We start from the raw sequence: 22,052 nt of genomic DNA, 5'->3' as shown, positions 1-22,052 counted from the left end.
GGCGGTTTTATGATAAATTAGCCGTTTTTCATAGACTCAAGGATGATCTCCCGTGCTGTTACGTCCATTTTCTCCCACTGACTTAGCCTCATTTTTGTCTCTTTCTATCACGCATGAGCAGCTGCCTTTTGTCGGACGCCCAGAGGAAATCTTGGCGGCGGCCAATGAATTTGCTCATCTACACCTGATTGAGGTAGAGACCGTGATTGTGGGCGGGTTTATTCTTGATACTGGTTACGCGTCGCAATACGACTTTGCCCATTCAGGTGATATGGGAGTTCGTGCGGTGTTTATCGATCAGCACCACCAAGGTAACGCACTGGGTCGCCGCGCGATGATGGCCTTGGCGGATTATGTCAAACCACGCTATCCGTGGACGCAGCGTCTTATCCTGACCGTTAATTGCAAAAATGCGGGCGCGATTGTGTGCTACCAACGCGCAGGCTTCACTGATACGGGCGAGTTGTATCATGGTGGTAGTGCAGGTCCGCAGCATATTATGTTGAAAAAAATCGATAACAAAGTCAGTCCGGATGGTGGTGTGGGTTAAACCCGCGATGACTTGCTAAAAAAGAAGGATTATGCGACGCTCAAATAAATCACTAATAAGCAGGGATCATGCTTGGCGGTTGATCTCGATACGACTGGCGTTGTGGTGGGATGAAAAGTGACATTCATCGGCCAAAAAAACGCGTTGAGTCGTTGAGGTATTGCGTTTAACAAGGAGAGTAATCATGAAGATTTATGGCCACCCTTCTGCCATTAATGTTCAAAAAGTGATGTGGCTGATTGATGAGTTAGATTTAAGTATCGAACTGGATGAGGTCGATATTCATCATAATGCCCAAGACGCTGATGCACTGGCACAAAAATGTCCGATGCGTCAGGTGCCGGTATTAGAAGACGGCCCAAACAGTGTGTGGGAATCGCACACCATTTTGCGCTATCTGGTTGCCTGCTATGGCAATAAAATGTGGTACCCAGATTGCGCGTTTCAACGCTCGCGCTACGAACGTTGGATGGATTGGTGCCTATCTTCGTTTCAGCCTACGGTTAAAACTGCTTGCTTGGAAGCATCGAGCGATCCCAAGGTGAGAGAGTCGGCCCTTGAGCAGTGCCGCTACGATTTAGAGAAGCTGAACGAAGAGCTTGCTGAGCGTCGCTATTTAATCTCTGATATGATGACGCTCGCTGATATTGCGATTGGCACTGTGGTCCATTCTCTTGCCTTGACGCCATCAATGACTTTGCCGCCGCACGTGTCGCAATGGTATCAGCAACTGAAATCATCATCAGGATATCAACGCTGGGTCGTTCAGGCTCGTCACACCCAACCTGCGTAACCATGATTTTTATTAAGATTAAGCCCGCATTAGCGGGCTTAAAGCGTTTTTAGCGGCCCCACAACACACAGGGCGCTTTGATAGCCAGGCTGTTGTTCAATGCGCTCAAGATACGCAACAATGTGACCGTGTTGCTGTGGGTCTAGACGAGGACGCATTGCGATTAATGGGAAACTCATTTGAATATCTGCCGCTGTGAGTATGTCACCACACAACCAATCATGCGTCGTTAAGTGGTGTTCGATCATGGCAAGATGGTCTCGCAGCTGGGGTGCAATAAACTGGTCGGTGACGCCTTTCATCAGCTTTTTTGCCAAGGGACGCACAAAAAAGGGCATCGGTGCCTCTGGGATTTTGCTGAAAATCAATGACATGACCAATATTGGCATCAAAGACCCTTCGGCATAGTGCATCCAGTAGCGATAGTGACCTTTCTGCTCTGGCGTTTGTGGCTGTAAGCGCCCGTCACCATACTTTTCCAAAATGTACTCAATGATCGCGCCCGACTCTGCAATGATCGTCCCTTCATCCTCAATCACAGGTGCTTTGCCCAGAGGGTGAACGCGTTTGAGCTCGGGGGGCGCCAACTTGGTGTTGGGGTCACGCGAGTAGGTCTTGATTTGATAGGGCACACCCAGTGCCTCAAGCAACCAAACAATACGCTGAGAACGCGATTGTTCAAGGTGATGAATAATAATCATAAGGAATATCTTTGACTGTAAGTTTAAAAAGGCTCAGCTATCGATACGATAACCTTGCTATTTCGATCAGTCCTGTTGGTTCAATTCATTGATTTGGTGGTGGGAGTACTCGGCCTTGAATGCGCAACTCCGGATCCACGGATGAAATATTTGTACCGCGAATGTATACATTGCCTCCCACGTAAATATCGTCGGGTAATGCGCTAATTGGCGAGTTAGTAAGATAAAGGTTGCCCTCAACGTACAAGCGTCTTGGCAAGGTGGTGAGAGGCGTATTGACCAGACTGAGGTCGCCACGCACGACGAGGTTTGGCGGTAATGCGGTTACAGCGGTATTGGTGAGGTTGATATAGCCACCGACTTTAAGTCGCGGTAGCCGTGTTAGTGGCGTATTTGCCGCATTTAAGTAACCGCCGATATCCAGCCCGCGAGGCAGTCGCGAAATATCACTAGCTTCAATATCTAAGTACCCTTGCGTTTTTAACCCCGCGGGTAAGGTCGTGATGGGGGAAAAGCGGAGTTTTACATTGCCGTAGTTGTCCACATAGCCGTGAAAACGTAAGTCTTGCACGAATGTATTGAGAGGTTCATTCATCGCATGCGTGGGCACTGCCATCATAAAATAGCCGACAAGAATCCAAAGTTGAATGATGGCTTTTGGCATGAAAAGGTCTGCGTGGTCACAACGTCTGCTTCAATGTAGAGCGTTTCGGCGAATATTCAAGCCTAGCTCGGTTTTCTGTCATCGAAAACGTTATCTTCTACGTATGTTAGCCATTATTTCAATCAGTACTGACTGAGGTACCTGTGCTTCAATCTCGTTATCACACCTTGCGTTTGGTTCTCGGTGATCAACTGAATGCCAGCCACTCATGGTTTAAGCAGCACGATCAGGGAGTGTTGTATGTCATTGCCGAGCTTAAACAAGAAACCGATTACGTTACCCATCATGTTCAAAAGGTTTGTGCGTTCTTTGCTGCAATGGCGCAGTTTGCTAGTGCGCTTGAAAAGGCTGGGCATGATGTTAACTACCTCACACTGGATGACACGCAAGCCTATCCAGACTTGCCCGCCTTGCTGTGCGCTCTTTGTGAGCACTATCAAGTCGATCGATTCGAATATCAGCGTCCTGATGAGTATCGGCTCGCGATGCAACTCGAACAATTACGTTTACCCAATGAGGTTGAATCCCAGTGTGTCGAGACGGAACACTTTCTCTTACCCTTTTCACAGATTGCCACCCAGTTCACCGCCGGTAAGCACCGAAAAATGGAGTTTTTCTACCGCGATATGCGTCGGCAGTTTGATGTCTTAATGGAGGGGGATAAGCCTGAGGGCGGGAAGTGGAATTATGATCAGCAAAATCGTAATAAGCTAAAAAAAGCGGATCTTGATGCGATTCCTGCGCCATTGATTTTCGCCAATGATGTCAGCGATATTCTCACCCGTATTGAGCGCCATCAGGTTAAAACCATCGGATGTTCGGCGCCAGCATTAATGTGGCCGGTGACGCGCCAGCAGGCGAAAGCGCTCCTTAACCATTTCTGCACCTACTGCCTGCCGCTGTTTGGCCAGTTTCAAGATGCGATGACAGGGCAAAGCCCTCATCAGTGGAGCTTGTACCACAGCCGCCTCTCTTTTGCGTTAAATGCCAAGCTGCTTCACCCCATGCAAGTGATCCAAGCTGCGATTGATCATTACCGCCAAAATGATGATATCAACCTTGCTCAGATTGAAGGGTTTGTCCGACAGATCTTAGGCTGGCGCGAATATGTTCGCGGTGTGTACTGGGCGAACATGCCTGATTATGCACAAAAAAATGCACTGGGTGCGCAAGGTCAATTGCCGGCATTTTTCTGGGATGGAAAGACCAAAATGCGTTGTCTCTCGCATGCGATTACGCAATCGTTAGAGACAGCGTATGCCCATCACATTCAGCGACTCATGGTGACAGGAAACTTCTGTCTGCTTGCGGGCGTCGACCCAGATGAAGTGGATGATTGGTATCTCTCAATCTATGTTGACGCGATCGAGTGGGTCGAAATGCCGAATACGCGCGGAATGACGCAGTTCGCCGATAATGGCATTGTGGGGACGAAACCTTATGCGGCCAGTGGCGCCTATATCAACCGGATGAGTGACTATTGCGCTGGGTGTGAATACGATGTGAAAGAGAAAGCTGGTCCTAAGGCGTGTCCATTCAACGCGCTATATTGGCATTTCATGGCGCGTCATCGCGACAAGTTTGCCCGTAACCCACGCACAGCCATGCCGTATCGAAATTGGGATAAGATGTCAGAGACGCAGCAAAGCCAGATTTTGGCGCATGCGGATGAATTGCTTGCCAATCTTGATGCGCTTTGATGCCGTTATGACCGCCCTCAACTGGAGCGTGAGGGCGGTCATAAATCGCGTCGCGCTTATTGCGTGTTTGGCACAATCTGAATCTCAACACGGCGGTTGAGCGCACGGTTTGCCGCGCTGTTGTTCGCAACCAGTGGACGTGTCTCACCAAAACCGGACGTGTACAAACGTGCATTGTCGATCGACTGACTGGCGAGGTAGCGTTTGACGCTCATGGCACGGCGCTCCGACAAACGCTGGTTATAGGCCGCTGCGCCCGTGTCGTCTGTGTGACCCTCAATGCTCAAGAAGGTTTTGTCGTACTTGCGCATCACATTAGCAATGGCATTGAGCTTAGGATAAAAATCGGCCGCAATTGCATCCTGATCTAACCCGAACGTAATGTTTGAGGGCATGATCAAGCGAATATTGTCGCCTTCACGCACTACCTGAATGCCCGAGCCCGCCAATTCTTCACGGAATGCTTGCTCTTGCTGATCCATATAATTACCGACAGCTGCACCGCCAATGGCACCGATAGCTGCGCCAATAAAGGCACGTTTGCCTTTATGGTTCGATGTCGATTTGCCCACGATGGCCCCAGTGATCGCGCCAATTGTCGCGCCTTTTTGGGTGTTCGACATCGACTCACAACCAGTGAGGGCCAGTGATGCGGTCAGTACGGCAACCGCAGTTAGTTTGCATTTCATTCCCATTGTTTTCTCACTATAACCAAACGGTGGTCAGTTTAATTTACTTCAGCTTAGACACTCTTCTTCAAGAAAGTGTCAAATTTATGAATTAGTGACGGTGTTTTAAACACTTAACAGAAGACCACTGACAGAGTTCTCAGTTTTGTCTTCTTTTCCCTGCAACCTGCCGTGCAAATTGCGCTGGATCAAAATGTGATGAGCAAACAGCGTGTTACAACAAAACCCATAAAAGGCCCTGTCATGTCTGGGCCGCAATGATCCCGACTAAAGGAGCAAATGGTCATGTCGAGCACGTTCTTTATCCCTGCTGTTAACCTTATGGGCGCAGGTTGCCTTTCTGAAGCCGCAGACGCGATTCAATCACATGGATTTAAAAAAGCCCTTATCGTTACAGATAAAGTCCTTAATCAAATTGGTGTGGTAAAGCAAATCGCCGCTTTGCTTGATAGCCGAGAAGTCGATTGTGTGGTCTATGATGGCACACAGCCCAACCCAACTACTGAAAACGTGGCACAAGGGTTAGCGCTTTTACAAGCGAACCAATGTGACTGTGTGATCTCTTTAGGGGGTGGATCGCCGCACGACTGCGCCAAAGGTATTGCTTTGGTGGCAGCCAATGGCGGTCATATCAGTGATTATGAAGGCGTGGACCAGTCTGCTAAGCCACAACTTCCGCTGATTGCGATCAATACGACGGCGGGTACCGCATCAGAAATGACGCGTTTTTGTATTATCACAGACGAAGCGCGCCACATTAAGATGGCGATTGTTGATAAACACACCACCCCGATTATTTCCGTCAACGATCCTGAGCTGATGCTGGCTAAACCGGCGTCATTAACGGCGGCGACCGGCATGGATGCATTAACCCATGCGATTGAAGCTTACGTATCGACCGCCGCTACGCCGATCACTGACGCAGTTGCACTGAAAGCAATGACACTGATTCAAGAAAACCTGCGCACCGCAGTGGCTGACGGCCAAAACCTAGAGGCGCGGGAGCAGATGGCCTACGCACAGTTTATGGCGGGTATGGCATTTAACAATGCGTCTTTGGGCTATGTGCATGCGATGGCGCACCAATTAGGTGGATTTTATGACTTGCCGCACGGGGTGTGTAACGCCGTTCTATTACCCCATGTGCAACGCTACAACGCGCAAGTGTGTGCCGAGCGCTTACGGGATGTTGCCACGGCAATGGGCGTCGATACAGAGAGTATGAATGCGGAGGAAGGTGCGAAAGCCGCCATTCAAGCCATTCAAGCATTGGCGACCGATGTTGGGATCCCTGCTGGTTTGCGCGAACTCGGCGCCAAAGAAGAAGACATTGATGTGTTGACCAAAAACGCCTTGAATGACGCGTGTGGTTTCACCAATCCGAAGCAAGCGACGCATGAGGAAATCGCCAAAATCTTTATGGAAGCGATGTAGTTTCCTAGATATCACAGCAACTCTAAAAAGGCCTGATGATTCAGGCCTTTATTTTTTCATGAGGTTGAGTTCTCAGCGCAAGTTAGTCACTGCGATCTTCGACGTCTGCAATTTGATTCTCGCAGCACTCGCCGTTCAGGACGGTATGAATATTAGTGAGCGTGGTATCTGCGATATTGTGCAGTGCTTCTTTGGTGAGAAACGCTTGGTGTCCGGTAAATAACACGTTATGGCATGCAGAGAGGCGACGGAATACATCATCAACAATCACATCATTAGACTTGTCCTGGAAAAATAGCTCCCGTTCATTGTCATACACGTCAAGACCAAGCGCACCGATACGGCCTTGTTTGAGGGCTTCAATAGCGGCTACCGAATCGAGCAATTCACCGCGACTGGTATTAATCACCATCACTCCCTTTTTCATTTGAGCAAAAGCACGCTCGCCGAGTAGATGATAGTTGTCTTTGGACATCGGGCAATGCAGAGAAATCACATCACTTTCGGCAAACAGTGTTTCTTTCGAGACGTATTCGCCACCGAGCTCAATCGCAAGGGGGTTAGGATATGGATCGTGGCACAACAAACGCATACCAAGCCCTTTTAGGATCCGCAGCGTTGCGATCCCAATTTTACCCGTACCAATGATCCCAGCCGTTTTACCGTGAAAGTTAAACCCGACTAAGCCATCGAGTTCAAAGTTGGCATCGCGTGTGCGTTGGTAGGCTTTATGAAAGCGTCGGTTCAAGCACATCATCATGCCCACCGTGTGCTCTGCGACCGATTCGGGAGAATAGGCGGGCACGCGAACGACGGTGATCCCCAACGATTTTGCAGCCTCCAGATCGACGCGATCGTAGCCAGCACATCGCAACGCCACCAGTTTGATATTGGCGTCACTTAAAATCTCTAGCACAGGGCGGGAAAGATCATCATTAACAAACGCGCAAATCGCCTCCGCCCCTTGAGCCATTTTGGCGGTTTTGGCGGTGAGCTGAAAATCATGAAAGTCGAGTGTGTAACCAAACGCTTGGTTAGCATGAGCAAAGGCGGCCTTGTCATAAGATTTGGCACTAAATACGGCAATGGTCGTCATGTGTTGCCTCCGAATAAGTCGGGGGAGGTAAAGAAGCGTTATAAATACCGTGATTTGGAGCCAAAATAAACCATGAGGTTTATCAGGTTAAAGGCGTTGATGTTGGTCCAACCGAATAAAAGCCACGCAGGCGGCTTTTATTCGGTTATCTCGCGGTGAAGGATAGGCTAGAACTTAATGGTGGCGTTTATGCGTACATCGCGTCCCGCAGCGGGCACACCGGCAGACAGGTAGGGTGTGTAATACTGATTGGTCAGGTTAGCGATGGTGGCGCGTAGCGTAAAGTCGTCACGCGGTGTCCATTCTCCATAGAGGTTTTGGAAGAAGTAGGCGTCGCTCTCTACATTGGCGGTATGCAGTGAGGGGTTCTCTGGGATACGGTCTTGCTCATCCCAGTATTGGCCTTGCCATGCAACTTCAATCGTATCGGTTAGTTGATGGCCCACGCCGAGTGAGGCGCTGAGGGGCGGGTTGTCATACCAATACTCGTCGTCGCCGGTACTGTCACGTAGCGAGCCTTTGTGTTTGCCGCGCACCATAGAGACAGAGGCATCTGTAAACCAATCGTTGAGACGATACTGCACTTGCGCATCAAACCCGTAAGTATAGAGTCCGTCGAGATTGGTGTAGTAGCCTTCTTTTTGTTTGGTCGCATTGACCCCACGACGCTGCGCAACGTCATGAATGACATCATTCCAAAACAGTGTCACCTCTGTTGCTAGGTGATCCCCTTCGAACAAGGCATTCTGACGCTTATCAGATACGCCCAATAAATAGGCATTGATACGTGTGACTGAGAGATCGCGGCTGGTGGCAGCGCGCTTAGACGCTCTCGAAAACTGCACTGTGTAGAGCTCATCAATGGTCGGTGCCTTCAAACCATAGGCATAAGCCGCTTTTATTTGCGTGGCTGGACTCAGATCGTAGGTTAATGCAATACGCGGCTCCCAACCTTGGTGTGAGACCGCACTGTAATCGTGTCCAACGGATGGGTCATTATAGTCTGGCGCGGCGTTTGGTACCCCTTGAGAACGAATATGGCTGTAGCGCAGTGATGCGGTGAGTTCGAGATCTGGGGTAATAAAGTACTTATCTTGAACGAACACACTGGCGGTTTGTTGCTCGCCCGAGGGCTCAAAGGATGGCGTAAAGTAGCCATAGTTCTTTTCTGGCTTTTTGCGATAAGTATGGTTGTAAACGTGCGAGTTTCTGTCCTGGTTCTGGTACTGCGCCCCCACCATGACTTCGTGATCACCGAAGTGACTGGTATTGGTTAGCTCGGCAAACCAGCGCTCATAAGATAACCAGACTTGGTGGCCATATTGGCCTGTTGTGATGTAAGAGTGATAGGTACTATCCGGGCGTTCCCAATAGCGATGATTCTGTGAGTGTGCAATGACGACACTGGTATCAATGTAATCATTATAAGGCTGGTAGTGGTAATTTAAGGTGCTGGTGTATTCGCGATAATGATTGTCCACTGAGGCGGCAAATAGCGCGGCATCGTAGCTACCATACTTTTTAATTTTGTAGGGCGTTACCGATGGCATGGCTCCCCGTCGGTTTGCCCACGGTTTTCGCCCTTGGTCATCATAGCGCGTATGGCTGAACATCATATTGTGCGCGTCGGATTGGTAGCGAACTTTACCCAGCAAACTGTGTTGACGGTAGCCAGAGAAGGTAAAGACATCACCGTTGCCTAGTTCGATATCATCGGCATCACGTCGAGAGCCATGCAATAGCACGGACCACCCAGAGTCAGACGCACCATAGGTGGTGACACTGCGCTTCCATTGATGGTTCACACTGTTGAAACCCGCTTGCGCCATGGCGCCAATCGACGAATCTGGATCAAGAAAGTCAGTGGCCTCTTTCGTTTCCATCACAAAACTGCCCGCGAAAGCGCCAAGGCTGGCGCGAACGTTATGGTCGCCTTTGATAAGGCGTACCGAACGTAGCAGTTGAGGGTCAAGAAAAAAGCTACCATAGCGATATTGTTGAAAGCCGACGGGGGCGCCATCGACACGGATCGAGAGCGCGGAAGGGTGTGAGAATCCCCAGACATTAATGCGTTCACTACCCGGGCGCGCGCCACCATCAAGTGATACGCCCGGCATTTTCATTACCAGCTCACCGATGTTGTGGGCTTGTTCGCGTTGAATATCATCCAGCTCTAACGTGGATTTTCCCGGGGAGATAAGGGTAATTGGGTGCTTTAGCTGCTCGCCTTGTACTTTGACGGTCTCAATCTCTTTGGGAACAGATGTGCCGTCGGTACTCGCGGCTTGGGCACTCATGGAAAGCGCTGCCAAGATGGCAAAACGTAAAAGAGGATACTGCATGCTCATAAAACTTTACTGACGCATAAAAGCGCGCACTATACGCCTAACTCGTCAATCTGGCAATGCTAATGATAGTGATTATCACTTATTGAGTGAGTGGCGAATACAGCGACTTCGCAGTATGATGAGCCAAAATTAACGATAGGAACGGCTATGTTTACTGGGATTATTCAAGCGGTCGCGACCATTGAGCGCTGCCGCGATCAGGGTGGATTACGAACTCTGGATATCCGCTTCCCCGCTGGATTTTGCGAGGGGCTTGAAATTGGTGCAAGCATCGCTATCGATGGTGTGTGTTTAACGGTTACTGAGCAGCTTGATGAAACCTTGGTACGGTTTGATGTGATGTTGCAAAGCCTTGCCGTCACCACATTAAAAGCGGTAGACGTGGGCGACATGGTTAATGCTGAACGCGCGGCCAAAGAAGGGGCAGAAGTGGGCGGGCACCCGTTATCTGGCCATATTGATTTCAATACTACCGTTCTAGACGTTCAACAGATTGACGATAACTATCGCATTCGCGTCTCTGTGCCTCATGAATGGATGAAGTACATCTTCCCGAAAGGCTACATTGCGCTCAACGGGGCCAGTTTGACGGTATCTGACGTCAATAAAAACGATGGTTGGTTCGAGGTGTGGCTGATCCCAGAGACGCGCAGGATGACAACCTTCGAGGCCAAACAGGCGGGAACAGCGATCAATGTTGAAATTGAACGCGGCACGCAAGTGGTGGTTGATACCGTGCGAGATGCCATTGACGAAAAGATGGGCGCGTTGATGCCTTTGTTTGAGCGATTTTTAGCCTCGCACAATGCCGATATCGATGCGATTGGCCATGCGGCGCAGCAAGCCTTGTCCAAATCGGACGATCAATAAACCATGGTGTTTTCAGCACCGTGAGTAGGAGAGCCTCGGCTCTCCTTTTCTTTTGGTGAGATGTTGACTGATTTTACGTGGCGTTAACATTACCCACTCCTCCGATCTGCTCAAATTGTGCGCGAACCTGCTCAAATGATGATGTGCTTAACAAAAATGTCAGCAACAATTCATCGATATATGCTCGAACGCTCATTTTTGTTGTTATTTTGTTTTCGAGATGATGAGAGTGTGCAAAATGTTAGTGTGGTTTTGAACGTGTAACCCTACTAACAGTGACAAGGATAATCATCATGAACAGAAAAGCGTCGACTTTATTAGGAGAGTGCGTCGCCGAGTTTATCGGCACGGGCTTGCTCATCTTCTTTGGTGTGGGCTGTGTCGCCGCCCTGGTACTGACAGGCGCCGACTTCGGCCAATGGGAAATCAGTATTGTGTGGGGCTTCGGGGTGGCGATTGCCATTTACTGTACCGCAGGGGTGTCGGGCGCGCACATCAACCCGGCTGTCACCATTGCACTGGCTGCTTTTCACGGCTTTGAAAAAAGCAAGGTCGTGCCTTATATCGTTTCACAAATGCTCGGTGCCTTTGCCTCGGCGGCACTGGTCTACAGCCTTTATAGCAACCTCTTTGTCGAGTATGAGCTGGCCAATAACATTGTACGCAGTAGCCCTGAAGCGCTAGCCACTGCGGGGATTTTTTCAACCTATGCACATCCTGCCATTTCCTTTATGGGCGCGATGGCCGTCGAATTTGTGATTACCGCCGTGTTGATGTTCGGCATCTTGGCGTTAGGTGATGAAAACAACGGTGCCGCGCGTGGGCCCATGAACCCATTGCTGATTGGTATCCTGATTGCGGTTATTGGTGGCTCACTGGGTCCATTGACCGGGTTTGCCATGAACCCCGCGCGTGATTTCGGTCCGAAATTCTTTGCTTACCTAGCTGGATGGGATTACGCCCTAACCGGTGCGCGTGATATTCCTTACTTTATTGTTCCCATCGTTGCGCCAATCCTAGGTGCTTGCTTCGGTGGCTGGTTGTATCCAAAAGCGATCGCGCCTTATCTACCTCAAGCGGGTCACGGCTGCACGATTCCAAATCAGTGTGAAGACGATGAAGAAGCACTGGTGCAGGCGAAAGAAACTGACGCCCGTGAAGTGAATGCATAAATAATACGGATGGCGCCGATTGGCGCCAAACCGACTAAAATAACAGAGAACAAAAGGATCATATTATGTCTGAGCAAAAGTACATCGTCGCCCTTGATCAAGGCACCACTAGCTCCCGCGCTGTAGTGATGGATCATGATGCGAACATTGTCGGTGTCTCTCAGCGCGAGTTTACCCAAATTTACCCGCAAGCAGGTTGGGTTGAGCACGACCCAATGGAGATCTACGCGACGCAAAGTTCAACGCTGATTGAAGTTTTAGGTAAGACCGGGATCCGCAGTGATGAAATCGCCGGTATCGGTATTACTAACCAGCGTGAGACCACGGTGGTATGGAATAAGGAAACGGGCAAGCCTATCTACAACGCCATCGTTTGGCAGTGTCGTCGTACCGCTGAGATCTGCGAAGAGTTGCGTGGTCGTGGGCTTGAGTCCTATATCCGTGATAATACGGGGTTGGTGCTTGACCCTTACTTCTCTGGTACCAAGGTGAAGTGGATCTTGGACAACGTTGAAGGAGCCCGTGAAGACGCTGAAGCCGGTAAGTTGCTGTTTGGTACCGTTGATACCTGGCTGGTCTGGAAGATGACGCAAGGCCGTGTTCATGTTACCGACTATACCAACGCCTCTCGAACCATGTTGTTTAACATCAACGACATGTGTTGGGACCAAAAAATGTTGGATGAGCTGGGTATTCCCGCATCAATGATGCCAGAAGTACGCCGCTCTTCCGAAGTGTACGGTCAAACCAACATCGGGGGTAAAGGCGGTACGCGGATCCCGATTGCAGGCATTGCAGGTGACCAACAAGCGGCCTTGTTTGGTCAGATGTGCGTTGAGGCTGGCCAAGCGAAAAACACCTACGGGACGGGCTGTTTCTTGCTGATGAATACTGGTCAAGAAAAAGTCACTTCCAATCACGGCTTGCTGACGACGGTTGCATGTGGTCCACAAGGCGAACCTGCTTATGCGTTAGAAGGGGCGGTGTTTATGGGCGGTGCCTCGATTCAGTGGCTCCGTGATGAGCTAAAAGTGTTAGAAGACGCTCATGACTCTGAATACTTCGCGACCAAAGTCGATACGTCAAACGGTGTCTATGTTGTGCCTGCGTTCACCGGTCTTGGCGCGCCATACTGGGACGCATATGCCCGAGGGACTATCGTTGGCTTAACTCGTGGTGTTAACTCTAACCATATTATCCGAGCTACCTTGGAAAGTATTGCTTATCAAACACGCGATGTGTTGGATGCGATGCAAGCAGATTCGGGGATCAAGCTTGCAGCACTGCGCGTTGATGGCGGTGCGGTGGCGAATGACTTTCTGATGCAATTCCAAGCCGATGTCTTGGATACCGAAGTGCATCGCCCTGAAGTGACTGAAGTCACCGCACTGGGTGCCGCTTATCTTGCCGGTATGGCTGTAGGCTTCTGGGACGGCTTGGACGAGCTAAAAGACAAAGCGAAACTGAATCGAAGCTTTGAGCCTCATCAAGACGAAGAAAAACGTAACCGTCGCTATCGTGGCTGGAAACGCGCGGTGAAATGTGCGCAAGCTTGGGCGTCGCTGCACAACGAAGACGAAGATTAATCCTCGTCACCTCTCCTCAAGGGCGCGCATTCGCGCCCTTTTTTTATCATTTCATTCGCTATTCTCATGCATGCCTTAACGTCTACAAAAACAGACTGATATAGACAACCTTCCCGTCAAAATGCGTTCGACGCTACGTAATAGGCCGGTATTTAGTTTACATATCATTCAGGCTGTTAACTATTATTCTACATTAGTCACAGACGATAGGTTTTTTTCGAACATTTTTAGTGACCGAAAACGAAAGTTGATATACAGTTAAACCCATAAATAAATGTTCGTTCGCTCAAAAAGGAACAAGGTCGACTAACAATGACTACGCCAACTACTCATAACGAAACTTTACTCGATATTCTGGTCGTCGGAGGAGGCATCAATGGTGCGGGTATCGCAGCCGATGCAGCAGGCCGTGGTCTGAACGTCGGCCTGTACGACGCAAAAGATTTTGCGTCAGCGACGTCTTCTGCAAGCTCTAAGCTAATCCACGGTGGTTTGCGCTATCTAGAGCACTACGAGTTTCGCCTTGTGTCTGAAGCCTTGGCCGAACGTGAAGTCTTGATCAACAAAGCGCCGCACATTGCTTTCCCAATGCGCTTTCGTTTGCCGCACCGCTCCTATTTACGTCCCGCGTGGATGATTCGTTGTGGTCTGTTTCTCTATGACCATCTTGGTAAACGCTCTACGTTGCCCAGCAGCCATAAAGTGAATCTGGCCAAAACTGGGTATATGAAAGACGAAATGAAGATTGGTTTCGAATACTCGGATGCATGGGTGGATGATGCGCGCCTGACATTGCTAAATGCACAATACACCCGCGAGAAAGGCGGCGAAGTCCGTAACTATTGCCAAGTGGTCGCGGCAGAGCGTGAGAATACGATTTGGCGTGTCACCTTAGAAGATACCCACACGGGAGAGCGATTCGAGCGTAAAGCGAAAGCCTTGGTGAATGCGACAGGCCCGTGGGTTAAGCAGTTTTATGATGATAGCCTGCACGAGAAATCACCGCGTGGTATTCGTATGATCAAAGGATCACACATTGTGGTGCCACGCATTCATCAAGACCCACAGGCGTACATCTTGCAGAACAACGATGGTCGCATTGTGTTTGTGATCCCTTATCTGGATAAATTCTCGCTGATTGGTACCACGGATGTGGAGCACAAAGCCGATCCGCGTGCGGCGAAAATTGATGATGCCGAAGTGGATTACTTGGTCGATGTGGTTAACCAGCACTTTACCAAACAGTTATCTCGAGACGATGTCGTTTGGAGCTATAGCGGTGTGCGTCCATTGTGTGATGATGAGTCTGATTCACCGCAGGCGATCACGCGAGATTACACCATTGAATTGGAGCAACAGGGCAATCAAGCGCCGCTCGTGTCGATTTTCGGTGGTAAACTCACCACTTATCGGAAGTTGGCAGAGTCAGCCATGCGCAAACTGGCGCCTTTCTTTGACAAGATGGGTCAGCCTTGGACCGCAAATGGTGCGCTACCGGGCGGCGACTTTAGCTGCACACGCGAACAGTTGGCAGCATCGTTTATGCAGCGTTATCCTTGGTTAGCGCAAGTGACGGCACAACGTTTTGCAGATACTTATGGCACACGTACACACCAAATGCTCGCTGGGTGTCAAAGCGAAGCGGACATGGGTCGTCGATTTGCAGACGGTGTGTATCAGGCTGAGCTCAACTATCTGATTAAGTATGAGTTTGTTCAGCATGCCGAAGATGCATTATGGCGTCGTACCAAACTTGGCTTGTATCTCTCCGAAGAACAACAAGCCGCGATTGCGGATTATATTGAGCAACAGCGAGGCAGTGTGCGTACCGTGCCGCTCAGTGCAGCGAGCTAACACGGCTGGATTGCAACAAGACTCGAACTAAGATGAAAAAGGTGCCATGGCGGCACCTTTTTTAGTTTACGCACCTGTCGGCTGGCCTATTTGTTTAATGGGTGCGTGAGCGTCTTGCCGATAATGTGCTGCCGAGTGATGCGGTGATCACCATACCAATGGCGAGCCACTGACGAAGCGCAAGCTGTTCGTCGAGCACCAACAAGCCCGCCATCGCTGCCACGGCAGGCTCTAAGCTCATCATGACACTAAAGGTTTGCTTTGGCATATTACGAAGGGCAATCATCTCTAACGAATAAGGGATGGCGCTAGAGATCAACGCGACAGCAATCCCTAAAGGCAATAAATGCCATTGCAAAATGGCGCCATCGGTCGCGATATAACCGGCTGGCACCAGATACAAAGCGGCAATACTCATACCCAATGCCACCGTACCACCACCGGGTGCAAGGTTGCCTGCTTTTTGGCCAAAAAGGATGTAGCCTGCCCAGCAGCCACCCGCAGCAAGCGCGTAGGCGACGCCAATCGGATCAAGTGCATCCACACCAGAAAGATCGGGTAAGAGGGTGATGACCCCGCCCACCGCTAAGATAACCCACAGACTATCTCGCGCCCGTCGAATGGACAGCAACGCCACGAGCAACGGGCCGGTAAATTCAAGTGCTACCGCAATGCCAAGCGGGATCCGTTCGATGGCTAGATAGAGCAGTAACATCATGCCGCCAAGACAACTGCCGTAGACGATGATGGCTCGCCAATGTCGGCCTCGCGGCCATTGGCGCCAAGGCCGAAAGACGAGGCAGAGTAGCAATGCCGAAAAGCCGACACGTAATGCTGATGTGCCCACAGGACCCACTAGAGGAAATAGCTGTTTGGCAAACGAAGCGCCAAATTGAATGGCACACATTGCGCCAAATACGCTTAAAATCGCTATGAACAGTGCGGGAGCCTGCATGATTGTTCCTCCTTGCCCTCAACAAGGCTCACCTTAACATAGCGACATAAAAAAGCCGCCCCCGAGGAGCGGCGTTTATTGCTTTCATGGCAGATTAGAATTTCTGCTTGGCAGAGTCATAGGCGCTTTTCAGCGAACCGAGAGCTTGCTCTGCCCCTTGTTTTATTTCATCCCATGCTTCATCGCTCGCATCTTGCAATTCATCGATGCGCGTTTTCGCTTGTGCTTTGCGGGCGCGTAAATGCTCTATGGTTTCGCGATATTCCGCTTTTGCATGCGCGGAGGCAACATCAGCTTTTGCTTCAAGTTTATCAATTTCTTGGTTCCAGCTGTGTAAGCGTTCATGGAACTTATCAATCATCTCTTGGCGGCGCATAACACCTCCTCGGTTAAGTCAGTGGCATTTGATGACGCTTAACGTCATTGCTTATGCATTTCCGGTAATTTCAAGATTATCAACGACACGTTCCACGTCTTGTGCGTTTTCCGCCATTAATATGGCTAAATCGCGGGCCGCATCGCTTCTCACCTCGCCAGAGAGTGTGGCAACGCCATCATCAACAGACACTTCGATGTTGGTGCCGCTGATGTCTGGGTCGAGTAGCAAACTTGTCTTCAGTGACGCCGCAATTTTGGTATCGACCACGGTCTGGCCGAGATCGGCGGCTTGGCTTGCTTGTTGCGAGACAGTGAGTTCGTTTTTAACCCCGGACACGCCGTCTATTTTTTCGACCAATCCACTGGCCAAGCTTTTATCCAGTTCAGTATCCACTTGACCTGTGAGTATCACCACACCTTGCTCTACATCTGTGTCGATATCGAAATTATTGAGGTTTGTGTTTACCAACAGCATGGTTTCAGCTTTACCGTCAATCCAAGCGTCTTTGGCTTGATCTTGCCATTGATTGTTGCTGATTGCATGCGCGCTGGTGGCACCCAGTGCAAGTGCAAACCCCATTGCGACAAATAAAGGATGAAATCGACCTTGCAGAGTCGTCTTCATTGAACCCTCCTTATTTGATGAATTTGAGCAACCTCGTGGTGTTGCTGAAAGAATCTATTGCGAAGGCCATGCCAACATTTCAATTACCTGAAAAATAAATAGTTTTTGTTTTTGCTTGCTGAGATTCAAGTCAATGGATCTGTAATTTTTACAGATAAACCTGTAAAAATGACTTTCATTGTTGAGAGAGCCGTCCGCCTATGGCACGGTAACCAAACACCCATCAAGGAGGCTCGGTGATGTCTCGGATTTCTGTCGCTCTTTTGTTAAGCGAGCAAGATATAAACTGGATGAGCGACATATTGCGTCAGGCAGATGCCGACACCACACGAGTTACGGACGTTAAGCAGGGAGTTCGGGCGTGGCAAGCCGCGCCTGCGGATCTGGTGGTGTGTGATCTTGATGAATTGGGAGACGATGCGGAGCTTATCTGGCAACGGATGGAACAATCGCCTGACACCGAGTGGCTTTTACTCAGCCGCGGGGACCCGCATCCCGACTGGAATGCCAAGGCGCAACAATGTGTCGCGACGGTTTTTCGGCGGCCCGTGGATCCCGAGTTGATTCAGGCGTTCATCGATGACACGCTGATGCAGCAAGGACAATCTTGTCGAGCGACTAAACCGATATTGACGAGTCAAGCGAACCAGTTCGGATACTTGCTCGGCAGTTCATCGCCCATGCGGCATTTGTATCGAGTCTTAAAACGGCTGGGTCCAACCGGTGCTAACGTATTGATTGTTGGCGAGAGTGGGGTGGGTAAAGAGCATGTTGCGAAAACCTTACATCGATTAGGTTGTGACCCTAACGCCCCCTTTATGGCGATTAACTGCGGGGCACTAAGCCCTGAGTTGATAGAGAGCGAGTTGTTTGGTCATGTGAAAGGCGCATTTACAGGGGCACACCAAGATCACGCGGGTATTTTTCATCAAGCGGAAGGCGGCACCGTCTTTCTTGATGAAATCACCGAAATGCCACAAGCGCTACAGGTAAAGTTGCTACGTGTGTTGGAGTCCGGAGAATATCGCCCAGTGGGCTCGACACACAATCAACGCGCCAATGTTCGTCTTGTCGCGGCGACTAACCGCGACCCACAACAAGCAATCGCATCCTCACGATTGCGTGAAGATATCTACTATCGCTTAGCTCAGTTTGTGGTCAATGTGCCACCCCTTCGGGAGAGAGAGGGAGACATTGAAGCACTGACGACCCATTTTTTGGCCGAACTCAATCATCAATTCCACACCCAGAAGGGGATCGACCCTCAAGCGATAAAACGCTTAAATGCCCACCGTTGGCCCGGCAATGTTCGCGAACTCAAGCATGCGATTGAGCATGGCTATTTGCTTTGTGCTGAGACGATTTTGCCCGATGACTTACCGCAAGCGGTGATCACGCCTACCAACTCATCGACGGCGATCATGTTACCCGAATCGCTGACGTTAGACGCGCTAGAGCGTATAGCGATTACCCAAACCTTGGCACGTTGTGATGGCAATAAAACGCGCACGGCTGAAGTGCTTGGCATTAGTCCGAAAACGCTATACAACAAACTGAATCAGTATCACTCAGTCTCTTCGTCCTCAACAGCGGGAGAAAGGATCGATAGCGATCGCGGCTGAATACGAATGTCGAGCTTGCGGTCGCGATAAATTTCCCCATCGATGACATAGTCGGTGGTATGCGGAAAGCGCACGGCGACATGGGTCGCCTGTTGGTGATGTGTGAAGCGACCGACGGGTGTATCGAGTAAGCTGGTAAGGGCGAGCTCAGCGAGCGAGAGAACCGCACCAGTCTTGGTTGCCGATGGGGTCAACCAAGTGACGTCGAGCTTGCCATCCGCGTGATTCGGTTGACCACGGCCTTGGGCAAGTAAGGTTGTCATTGGGGCGGCATTGGCAATGACCATGCTGGTGGTTTCAATGGTTTGAGACGGCTGCTTATCGATACGAATCGATAAGGTCATTTTGGCATTTTGGTTTGCCGCACCCAGTAACCCTTGCAAATAGGCCCATTGCCCACTTTGGTTTTTTTGTTCACGCGCCGCATAGCGGATCATTTGTTGCTCAAAGCCAACACCTACAACCAATAACGCGACACGGCCATTGCAACGTGCGGTGTCGATGCGATTAGGGATGCCATCGAGAATCACCTCACAAGCGGCATCAATGCTGAGGAATTTCGATTTGATCCCCCAAAGTGCATGACAAAGCGCATTGGCGGTGCCAAGGGGCAGTACCCCGAGCGGCGTGTCGGTGTTGACCAGCGCACGCGCTACCGCATTGACTGTGCCATCCCCGCCTGCGGCAATCACGACATCGGCATGGTGTGCCACGGCGCGACACGCAAGTTGATAGGTACGTCGATTGTGGCGAGTATGATGGACCACCACGCGATAGCCTTCGCCTAAATAGTCTTGAATATACCGTTTGTGCTTTTGCCACTTACCACCACCCGCTGCTGGGTTGGCGATAATCCAAGCAATGGGTCGATCAAGTCTTAATGCACCGTCTTGCTGGAAGCGTGATAGTGCCCGAAATTGGCGCCGATTAAGCTGAGCTTTGGGACGTATTGAGCGGATGCTGTTTAGTACGCTGTTGAGGTTTTTGTCCGGCTCTAGGGCCCATAAATATGCCGCAGCCACCATCACAGAGCGACCACGGCCTAACGCACAGTGCACCACCACGGTCTCGCCACGCATGCGTTGCTGATGGATCCACTGCAACGCTCGCATCAATTGGCTACGGGAAGGATACGCATGATCGAGGACAGGCACCGAGAGGTAACTGATTTCACGGGTCTCGCTAAAACTGTTTAAGCTCTCGAATTCAGCGGTCACGTCCAAAATGCCGCCAATGCCTTGAGTTTGAATGTAGTTCAGATCGTGACGCGTCAGCCGCGCGCCAACATAAAGCCCGGATGCAATTTTTTGAATAGCAGGCTCGGTATCACGATGACGTGCCCAGCGATTATAAAGGTGCGTGCAAACGAAAAATGGCGCAAATAGTCCATGGATGAGGGTTGGGAGTTGGCCAGTGTATCGCTTGCGAAAAAGGCGCGGTTGATTACGCCAGTATGCAAAACTGACGGCAATAAAGGCGATGCCACTCCAAAGCAGCAGCACATCGAGAGCAAGCCAAGGTGTCCAAACCGTCACTAAAACGAGCGCAGCGCCGATGAGCGCGTAGAGTGGGCCAACGATCACATGTTCTCCTTGCAGGCCATCCGTGTGCGTATCGGTATGATTCGCTTAGGTATCGCCAATGACGACTATAGCTTAGCAGGAGAGGAGATAGAAACGAAAACGGCACGCTACCATTGCGTGCCGTGTAAAGTCTCGTATCAGTTATGGACTGATTAAACGTCTTTCTTCTGTGCTTGTTTCTTTTGCTTTCTCATCGCACGCCGCGCTTCGATGATATGTTTTGCTTCGCCGCCCACATGTTGCTCTCCACGCTCGCGAGCCAGTTGCACTTGGCGTTCGCGCTCACGAAAACGCGCTTTCTGCTCCTCGGTGTGTTTGTCATAGCATTTCGGACAGGATACGCCTTGCTCATAGTGTTCGCTTTCCATATCGGCTTTGGTGATCGGTAGGCGGCATGCATTACACATGGCGTACGATCCTTTCTCGAGCGAATGATTTACCGCCACGCGGCCATCAAACACATAGCACTCGCCATTCCAAAGACTCTTACTCTCAGGCACTTCTTCGAGGTATTTTAGGATCCCACCTTCTAAGTGATAGACCTCGTCAAAGCCTTTTTCCTTCAAAAAGGCCGTTGATTTTTCGCACCGAATGCCACCGGTACAGAACATGGCGACTTTTTTATGCTTGCTTGGATCGAGGTGCTTTTCTACATAATCGGGAAAATCACGGAAGCTTTCGGTGTGAGGGTTAACCGCGCGCTCAAAGGTCCCGATTTCAATTTCGTAGTCGTTCCGTGTATCAATGACCAGCACCTCAGGATCGCTAATCAGATCGTTCCATTCCGTCGGCTTCACGTAGGTACCGACTGTATGGCGAGGATCAATCCCCTCAACACCCATGGTGACGATTTCTTTTTTCAGCTTTACCTTGGTGCGATTGAAAGGTTGGCTGTCTTCAAAAGACTCTTTGTAGTCAATGTCCGCAAGGCGAGCATCGTTTTTAAACCAAGCAAACAGGGCATCAATGCCTTCGCGGCGGGCGGCGACGGTGCCGTTAATCCCTTCTTTAGCGAGCAGTAGCGTGCCGCGCACTTGGTTTTTTTCCATCACCTCTTGCAGCGGGGTACGAAGATCTTGGTAGTCATCAAGGGTGACGAACTTATAAAGCGCACAAATAACGTAGGCGGACATGTTGTTTCCTCTTGCTGGCTGGAGCGTAAATCCAGTGCATGGATTGTGGGTTCAAAAGACGCGCGAAGTATAGCGAATGGCACTGGGGCTAAACACCGGCGAAAAGTAAGGTTAAACGTTTTGTGCCCGTGTTGCTTTGGTTAGGTGCGGGTCGGTTTATTTATTTGTGTTCAAATCAAAGTGCTACGGTAATTATTCACCTCAGTGCATTGCTAATGAGATATAAGTCACGTATTGGCCGGGTTTTTGTCGCGAAATTACGGATTTCGCCGTAGTTTGGATGGGTTTTTAGTCACGCC

The 22,052-nt window shown here is 50.2% G+C and carries 20 protein-coding genes; 10 read left to right on the top strand and 10 right to left on the bottom strand.

The window, feature by feature from the left end; genetic code table 11:
- The first annotated feature begins 52 nt into the window (after positions 1–52).
- Complete coding sequence (locus tag BZG84_RS06415; protein ID WP_077481498.1) at positions 53–550, top strand: GNAT family N-acetyltransferase; 498 nt, start codon at positions 53–55, stop codon at positions 548–550.
- A gap of 184 nt (positions 551–734) precedes the next feature.
- Entirely contained in the window at positions 735–1,343 is a 609-nt protein-coding gene (locus tag BZG84_RS06410) for a glutathione S-transferase family protein (RefSeq protein ID WP_077481496.1), read from the top strand.
- A 38-nt stretch (positions 1,344–1,381) separates the two neighbouring features.
- Here the strand turns inward: BZG84_RS06410 and BZG84_RS06405 are convergent, their stop codons facing one another.
- Positions 1,382–2,044 (bottom strand): glutathione S-transferase family protein, encoded by a 663-nt coding sequence (locus BZG84_RS06405; RefSeq protein ID WP_077481494.1) that lies wholly within the window; start codon positions 2,042–2,044, stop codon positions 1,382–1,384.
- A gap of 85 nt (positions 2,045–2,129) precedes the next feature.
- Positions 2,130–2,708 (bottom strand): hypothetical protein, encoded by a 579-nt coding sequence (locus BZG84_RS06400; RefSeq protein WP_235608121.1) that lies wholly within the window; start codon positions 2,706–2,708, stop codon positions 2,130–2,132.
- Between the two features lie 143 nt (positions 2,709–2,851).
- Between BZG84_RS06400 and BZG84_RS06395 the strand changes: the two genes are divergently transcribed.
- The gene (locus BZG84_RS06395) at positions 2,852–4,408 is read left to right on the top strand and encodes a cryptochrome/photolyase family protein (RefSeq protein WP_077678063.1); all 1,557 of its coding nucleotides are present in this window, start codon (positions 2,852–2,854) and stop codon (positions 4,406–4,408) included.
- 56 nt (positions 4,409–4,464) lie between these two features.
- Here BZG84_RS06395 and BZG84_RS06390 read toward each other — a convergent pair whose 3' ends face one another.
- Positions 4,465–5,097 (bottom strand): OmpA family protein, encoded by a 633-nt coding sequence (locus tag BZG84_RS06390; protein ID WP_069586537.1) that lies wholly within the window; start codon positions 5,095–5,097, stop codon positions 4,465–4,467.
- Between the two features lie 285 nt (positions 5,098–5,382).
- Between BZG84_RS06390 and yiaY the strand changes: the two genes are divergently transcribed.
- A complete protein-coding gene (yiaY, locus tag BZG84_RS06385) occupies positions 5,383–6,531 on the top strand; it encodes an L-threonine dehydrogenase (protein ID WP_077481489.1) in 1,149 nt (382 codons plus the stop codon).
- 82 nt (positions 6,532–6,613) lie between these two features.
- Here the strand turns inward: yiaY and BZG84_RS06380 are convergent, their stop codons facing one another.
- Positions 6,614–7,627, bottom strand: coding sequence for a 2-hydroxyacid dehydrogenase (locus BZG84_RS06380; RefSeq protein ID WP_077481487.1), 1,014 nt, complete (start codon positions 7,625–7,627; stop codon positions 6,614–6,616).
- Positions 7,628–7,794: 167 nt separating this feature from the next.
- Complete coding sequence (locus BZG84_RS06375) at positions 7,795–9,969, bottom strand: TonB-dependent receptor domain-containing protein (RefSeq protein WP_198536716.1); 2,175 nt, start codon at positions 9,967–9,969, stop codon at positions 7,795–7,797.
- A gap of 153 nt (positions 9,970–10,122) precedes the next feature.
- Here BZG84_RS06375 and BZG84_RS06370 point away from each other — a divergent pair, with 153 nt between their 5' ends.
- From BZG84_RS06370 to glpD, 4 genes are all read left to right on the top strand, one after another.
- Positions 10,123–10,845 carry a riboflavin synthase subunit alpha gene (locus BZG84_RS06370; protein WP_077678061.1) on the top strand — a complete coding sequence of 241 codons (723 nt, stop codon included), beginning with the start codon at positions 10,123–10,125 and terminating at the stop codon, positions 10,843–10,845.
- 293 nt (positions 10,846–11,138) lie between these two features.
- A complete protein-coding gene (locus tag BZG84_RS06365; protein WP_077482021.1) occupies positions 11,139–12,017 on the top strand; it encodes an MIP/aquaporin family protein in 879 nt (292 codons plus the stop codon).
- A 65-nt stretch (positions 12,018–12,082) separates the two neighbouring features.
- Positions 12,083–13,603, top strand: a complete 1,521-nt coding sequence (glpK, locus tag BZG84_RS06360) for a glycerol kinase GlpK (RefSeq protein ID WP_069587491.1) — start codon at positions 12,083–12,085, stop codon at positions 13,601–13,603.
- A gap of 312 nt (positions 13,604–13,915) precedes the next feature.
- The gene (gene glpD / locus BZG84_RS06355) at positions 13,916–15,457 is read left to right on the top strand and encodes a glycerol-3-phosphate dehydrogenase (RefSeq protein WP_077479584.1); all 1,542 of its coding nucleotides are present in this window, start codon (positions 13,916–13,918) and stop codon (positions 15,455–15,457) included.
- A 94-nt stretch (positions 15,458–15,551) separates the two neighbouring features.
- Here glpD and BZG84_RS06350 read toward each other — a convergent pair whose 3' ends face one another.
- The 3 genes from BZG84_RS06350 to BZG84_RS06340 all read right to left on the bottom strand — a co-directional run bounded on the left by BZG84_RS06350 (position 15,552) and on the right by BZG84_RS06340 (position 17,415).
- The gene (locus tag BZG84_RS06350; RefSeq protein WP_069587493.1) at positions 15,552–16,412 is read right to left on the bottom strand and encodes an EamA family transporter; all 861 of its coding nucleotides are present in this window, start codon (positions 16,410–16,412) and stop codon (positions 15,552–15,554) included.
- Positions 16,413–16,506: 94 nt separating this feature from the next.
- Positions 16,507–16,788, bottom strand: a complete 282-nt coding sequence (locus tag BZG84_RS06345) for a hypothetical protein (RefSeq protein ID WP_069587494.1) — start codon at positions 16,786–16,788, stop codon at positions 16,507–16,509.
- A 51-nt stretch (positions 16,789–16,839) separates the two neighbouring features.
- A complete protein-coding gene (locus BZG84_RS06340) occupies positions 16,840–17,415 on the bottom strand; it encodes a BON domain-containing protein (protein WP_108743602.1) in 576 nt (191 codons plus the stop codon).
- Positions 17,416–17,654: 239 nt separating this feature from the next.
- Here BZG84_RS06340 and BZG84_RS06335 point away from each other — a divergent pair, with 239 nt between their 5' ends.
- Positions 17,655–19,037: a sigma-54 interaction domain-containing protein gene (locus BZG84_RS06335; RefSeq protein WP_108743601.1), complete on the top strand. Its 1,383-nt coding sequence runs from the start codon at positions 17,655–17,657 to the stop codon at positions 19,035–19,037.
- Here the strand turns inward: BZG84_RS06335 and BZG84_RS06330 are convergent.
- The gene (locus tag BZG84_RS06330) at positions 18,980–20,620 is read right to left on the bottom strand and encodes a diacylglycerol kinase family protein (protein ID WP_158011472.1); all 1,641 of its coding nucleotides are present in this window, start codon (positions 20,618–20,620) and stop codon (positions 18,980–18,982) included. The two genes, BZG84_RS06335 and BZG84_RS06330, sit on opposite strands and share 58 nt — an antisense overlap.
- Here BZG84_RS06330 and BZG84_RS16320 point away from each other — a divergent pair, their 5' ends adjacent.
- Positions 20,621–20,776 carry a hypothetical protein gene (locus tag BZG84_RS16320; RefSeq protein ID WP_158011471.1) on the top strand — a complete coding sequence of 52 codons (156 nt, stop codon included), beginning with the start codon at positions 20,621–20,623 and terminating at the stop codon, positions 20,774–20,776.
- On the opposite strand, the gene trhO is transcribed toward BZG84_RS16320, so the two are convergent.
- Positions 20,773–21,753 (bottom strand): oxygen-dependent tRNA uridine(34) hydroxylase TrhO, encoded by a 981-nt coding sequence (gene trhO / locus BZG84_RS06325; RefSeq protein ID WP_077479586.1) that lies wholly within the window; start codon positions 21,751–21,753, stop codon positions 20,773–20,775. The genes BZG84_RS16320 and trhO overlap by 4 nt on opposite strands.
- Positions 21,754–22,052 lie beyond the last annotated feature (299 nt).

It is taken from the genome of Salinivibrio sp. PR932 (assembly GCF_001996125.1).
Lineage (GTDB): Bacteria > Pseudomonadota > Gammaproteobacteria > Enterobacterales > Vibrionaceae > Salinivibrio > Salinivibrio proteolyticus.
The sequence above is the reverse complement of the archived record's forward strand: the minus strand, read 5'-3'. Positions and strand labels throughout refer to the sequence as shown.

Excerpts from the sequence above, each read along its gene's own strand:
- yiaY (WP_077481489.1), top strand. The coding sequence starts at position 5,383 with ATGTCGAGCACGTTCTTTATCCCTGCTGTTAACCTTATGGGCGCAGGT.
- BZG84_RS16320 (WP_158011471.1), top strand. The coding sequence starts at position 20,621 with ATGTTCTCCTTGCAGGCCATCCGTGTGCGTATCGGTATGATTCGCTTA.
- trhO (WP_077479586.1), bottom strand. The coding sequence starts at position 21,753 with ATGTCCGCCTACGTTATTTGTGCGCTTTATAAGTTCGTCACCCTTGAT.
- BZG84_RS06400 (WP_235608121.1), bottom strand. The coding sequence starts at position 2,708 with ATGCCAAAAGCCATCATTCAACTTTGGATTCTTGTCGGCTATTTTATG.
- BZG84_RS06345 (WP_069587494.1), bottom strand. The coding sequence starts at position 16,788 with ATGCGCCGCCAAGAGATGATTGATAAGTTCCATGAACGCTTACACAGC.
- BZG84_RS06335 (WP_108743601.1), top strand. The coding sequence starts at position 17,655 with ATGTCTCGGATTTCTGTCGCTCTTTTGTTAAGCGAGCAAGATATAAAC.
- BZG84_RS06340 (WP_108743602.1), bottom strand. The coding sequence starts at position 17,415 with ATGAAGACGACTCTGCAAGGTCGATTTCATCCTTTATTTGTCGCAATG.
- BZG84_RS06350 (WP_069587493.1), bottom strand. The coding sequence starts at position 16,412 with ATGCAGGCTCCCGCACTGTTCATAGCGATTTTAAGCGTATTTGGCGCA.
- BZG84_RS06390 (WP_069586537.1), bottom strand. The coding sequence starts at position 5,097 with ATGAAATGCAAACTAACTGCGGTTGCCGTACTGACCGCATCACTGGCC.
- BZG84_RS06370 (WP_077678061.1), top strand. The coding sequence starts at position 10,123 with ATGTTTACTGGGATTATTCAAGCGGTCGCGACCATTGAGCGCTGCCGC.
- BZG84_RS06375 (WP_198536716.1), bottom strand. The coding sequence starts at position 9,969 with ATGCAGTATCCTCTTTTACGTTTTGCCATCTTGGCAGCGCTTTCCATG.
- BZG84_RS06365 (WP_077482021.1), top strand. The coding sequence starts at position 11,139 with ATGAACAGAAAAGCGTCGACTTTATTAGGAGAGTGCGTCGCCGAGTTT.
- BZG84_RS06410 (WP_077481496.1), top strand. The coding sequence starts at position 735 with ATGAAGATTTATGGCCACCCTTCTGCCATTAATGTTCAAAAAGTGATG.
- glpD (WP_077479584.1), top strand. The coding sequence starts at position 13,916 with ATGACTACGCCAACTACTCATAACGAAACTTTACTCGATATTCTGGTC.
- BZG84_RS06405 (WP_077481494.1), bottom strand. The coding sequence starts at position 2,044 with ATGATTATTATTCATCACCTTGAACAATCGCGTTCTCAGCGTATTGTT.
- BZG84_RS06380 (WP_077481487.1), bottom strand. The coding sequence starts at position 7,627 with ATGACGACCATTGCCGTATTTAGTGCCAAATCTTATGACAAGGCCGCC.
- glpK (WP_069587491.1), top strand. The coding sequence starts at position 12,083 with ATGTCTGAGCAAAAGTACATCGTCGCCCTTGATCAAGGCACCACTAGC.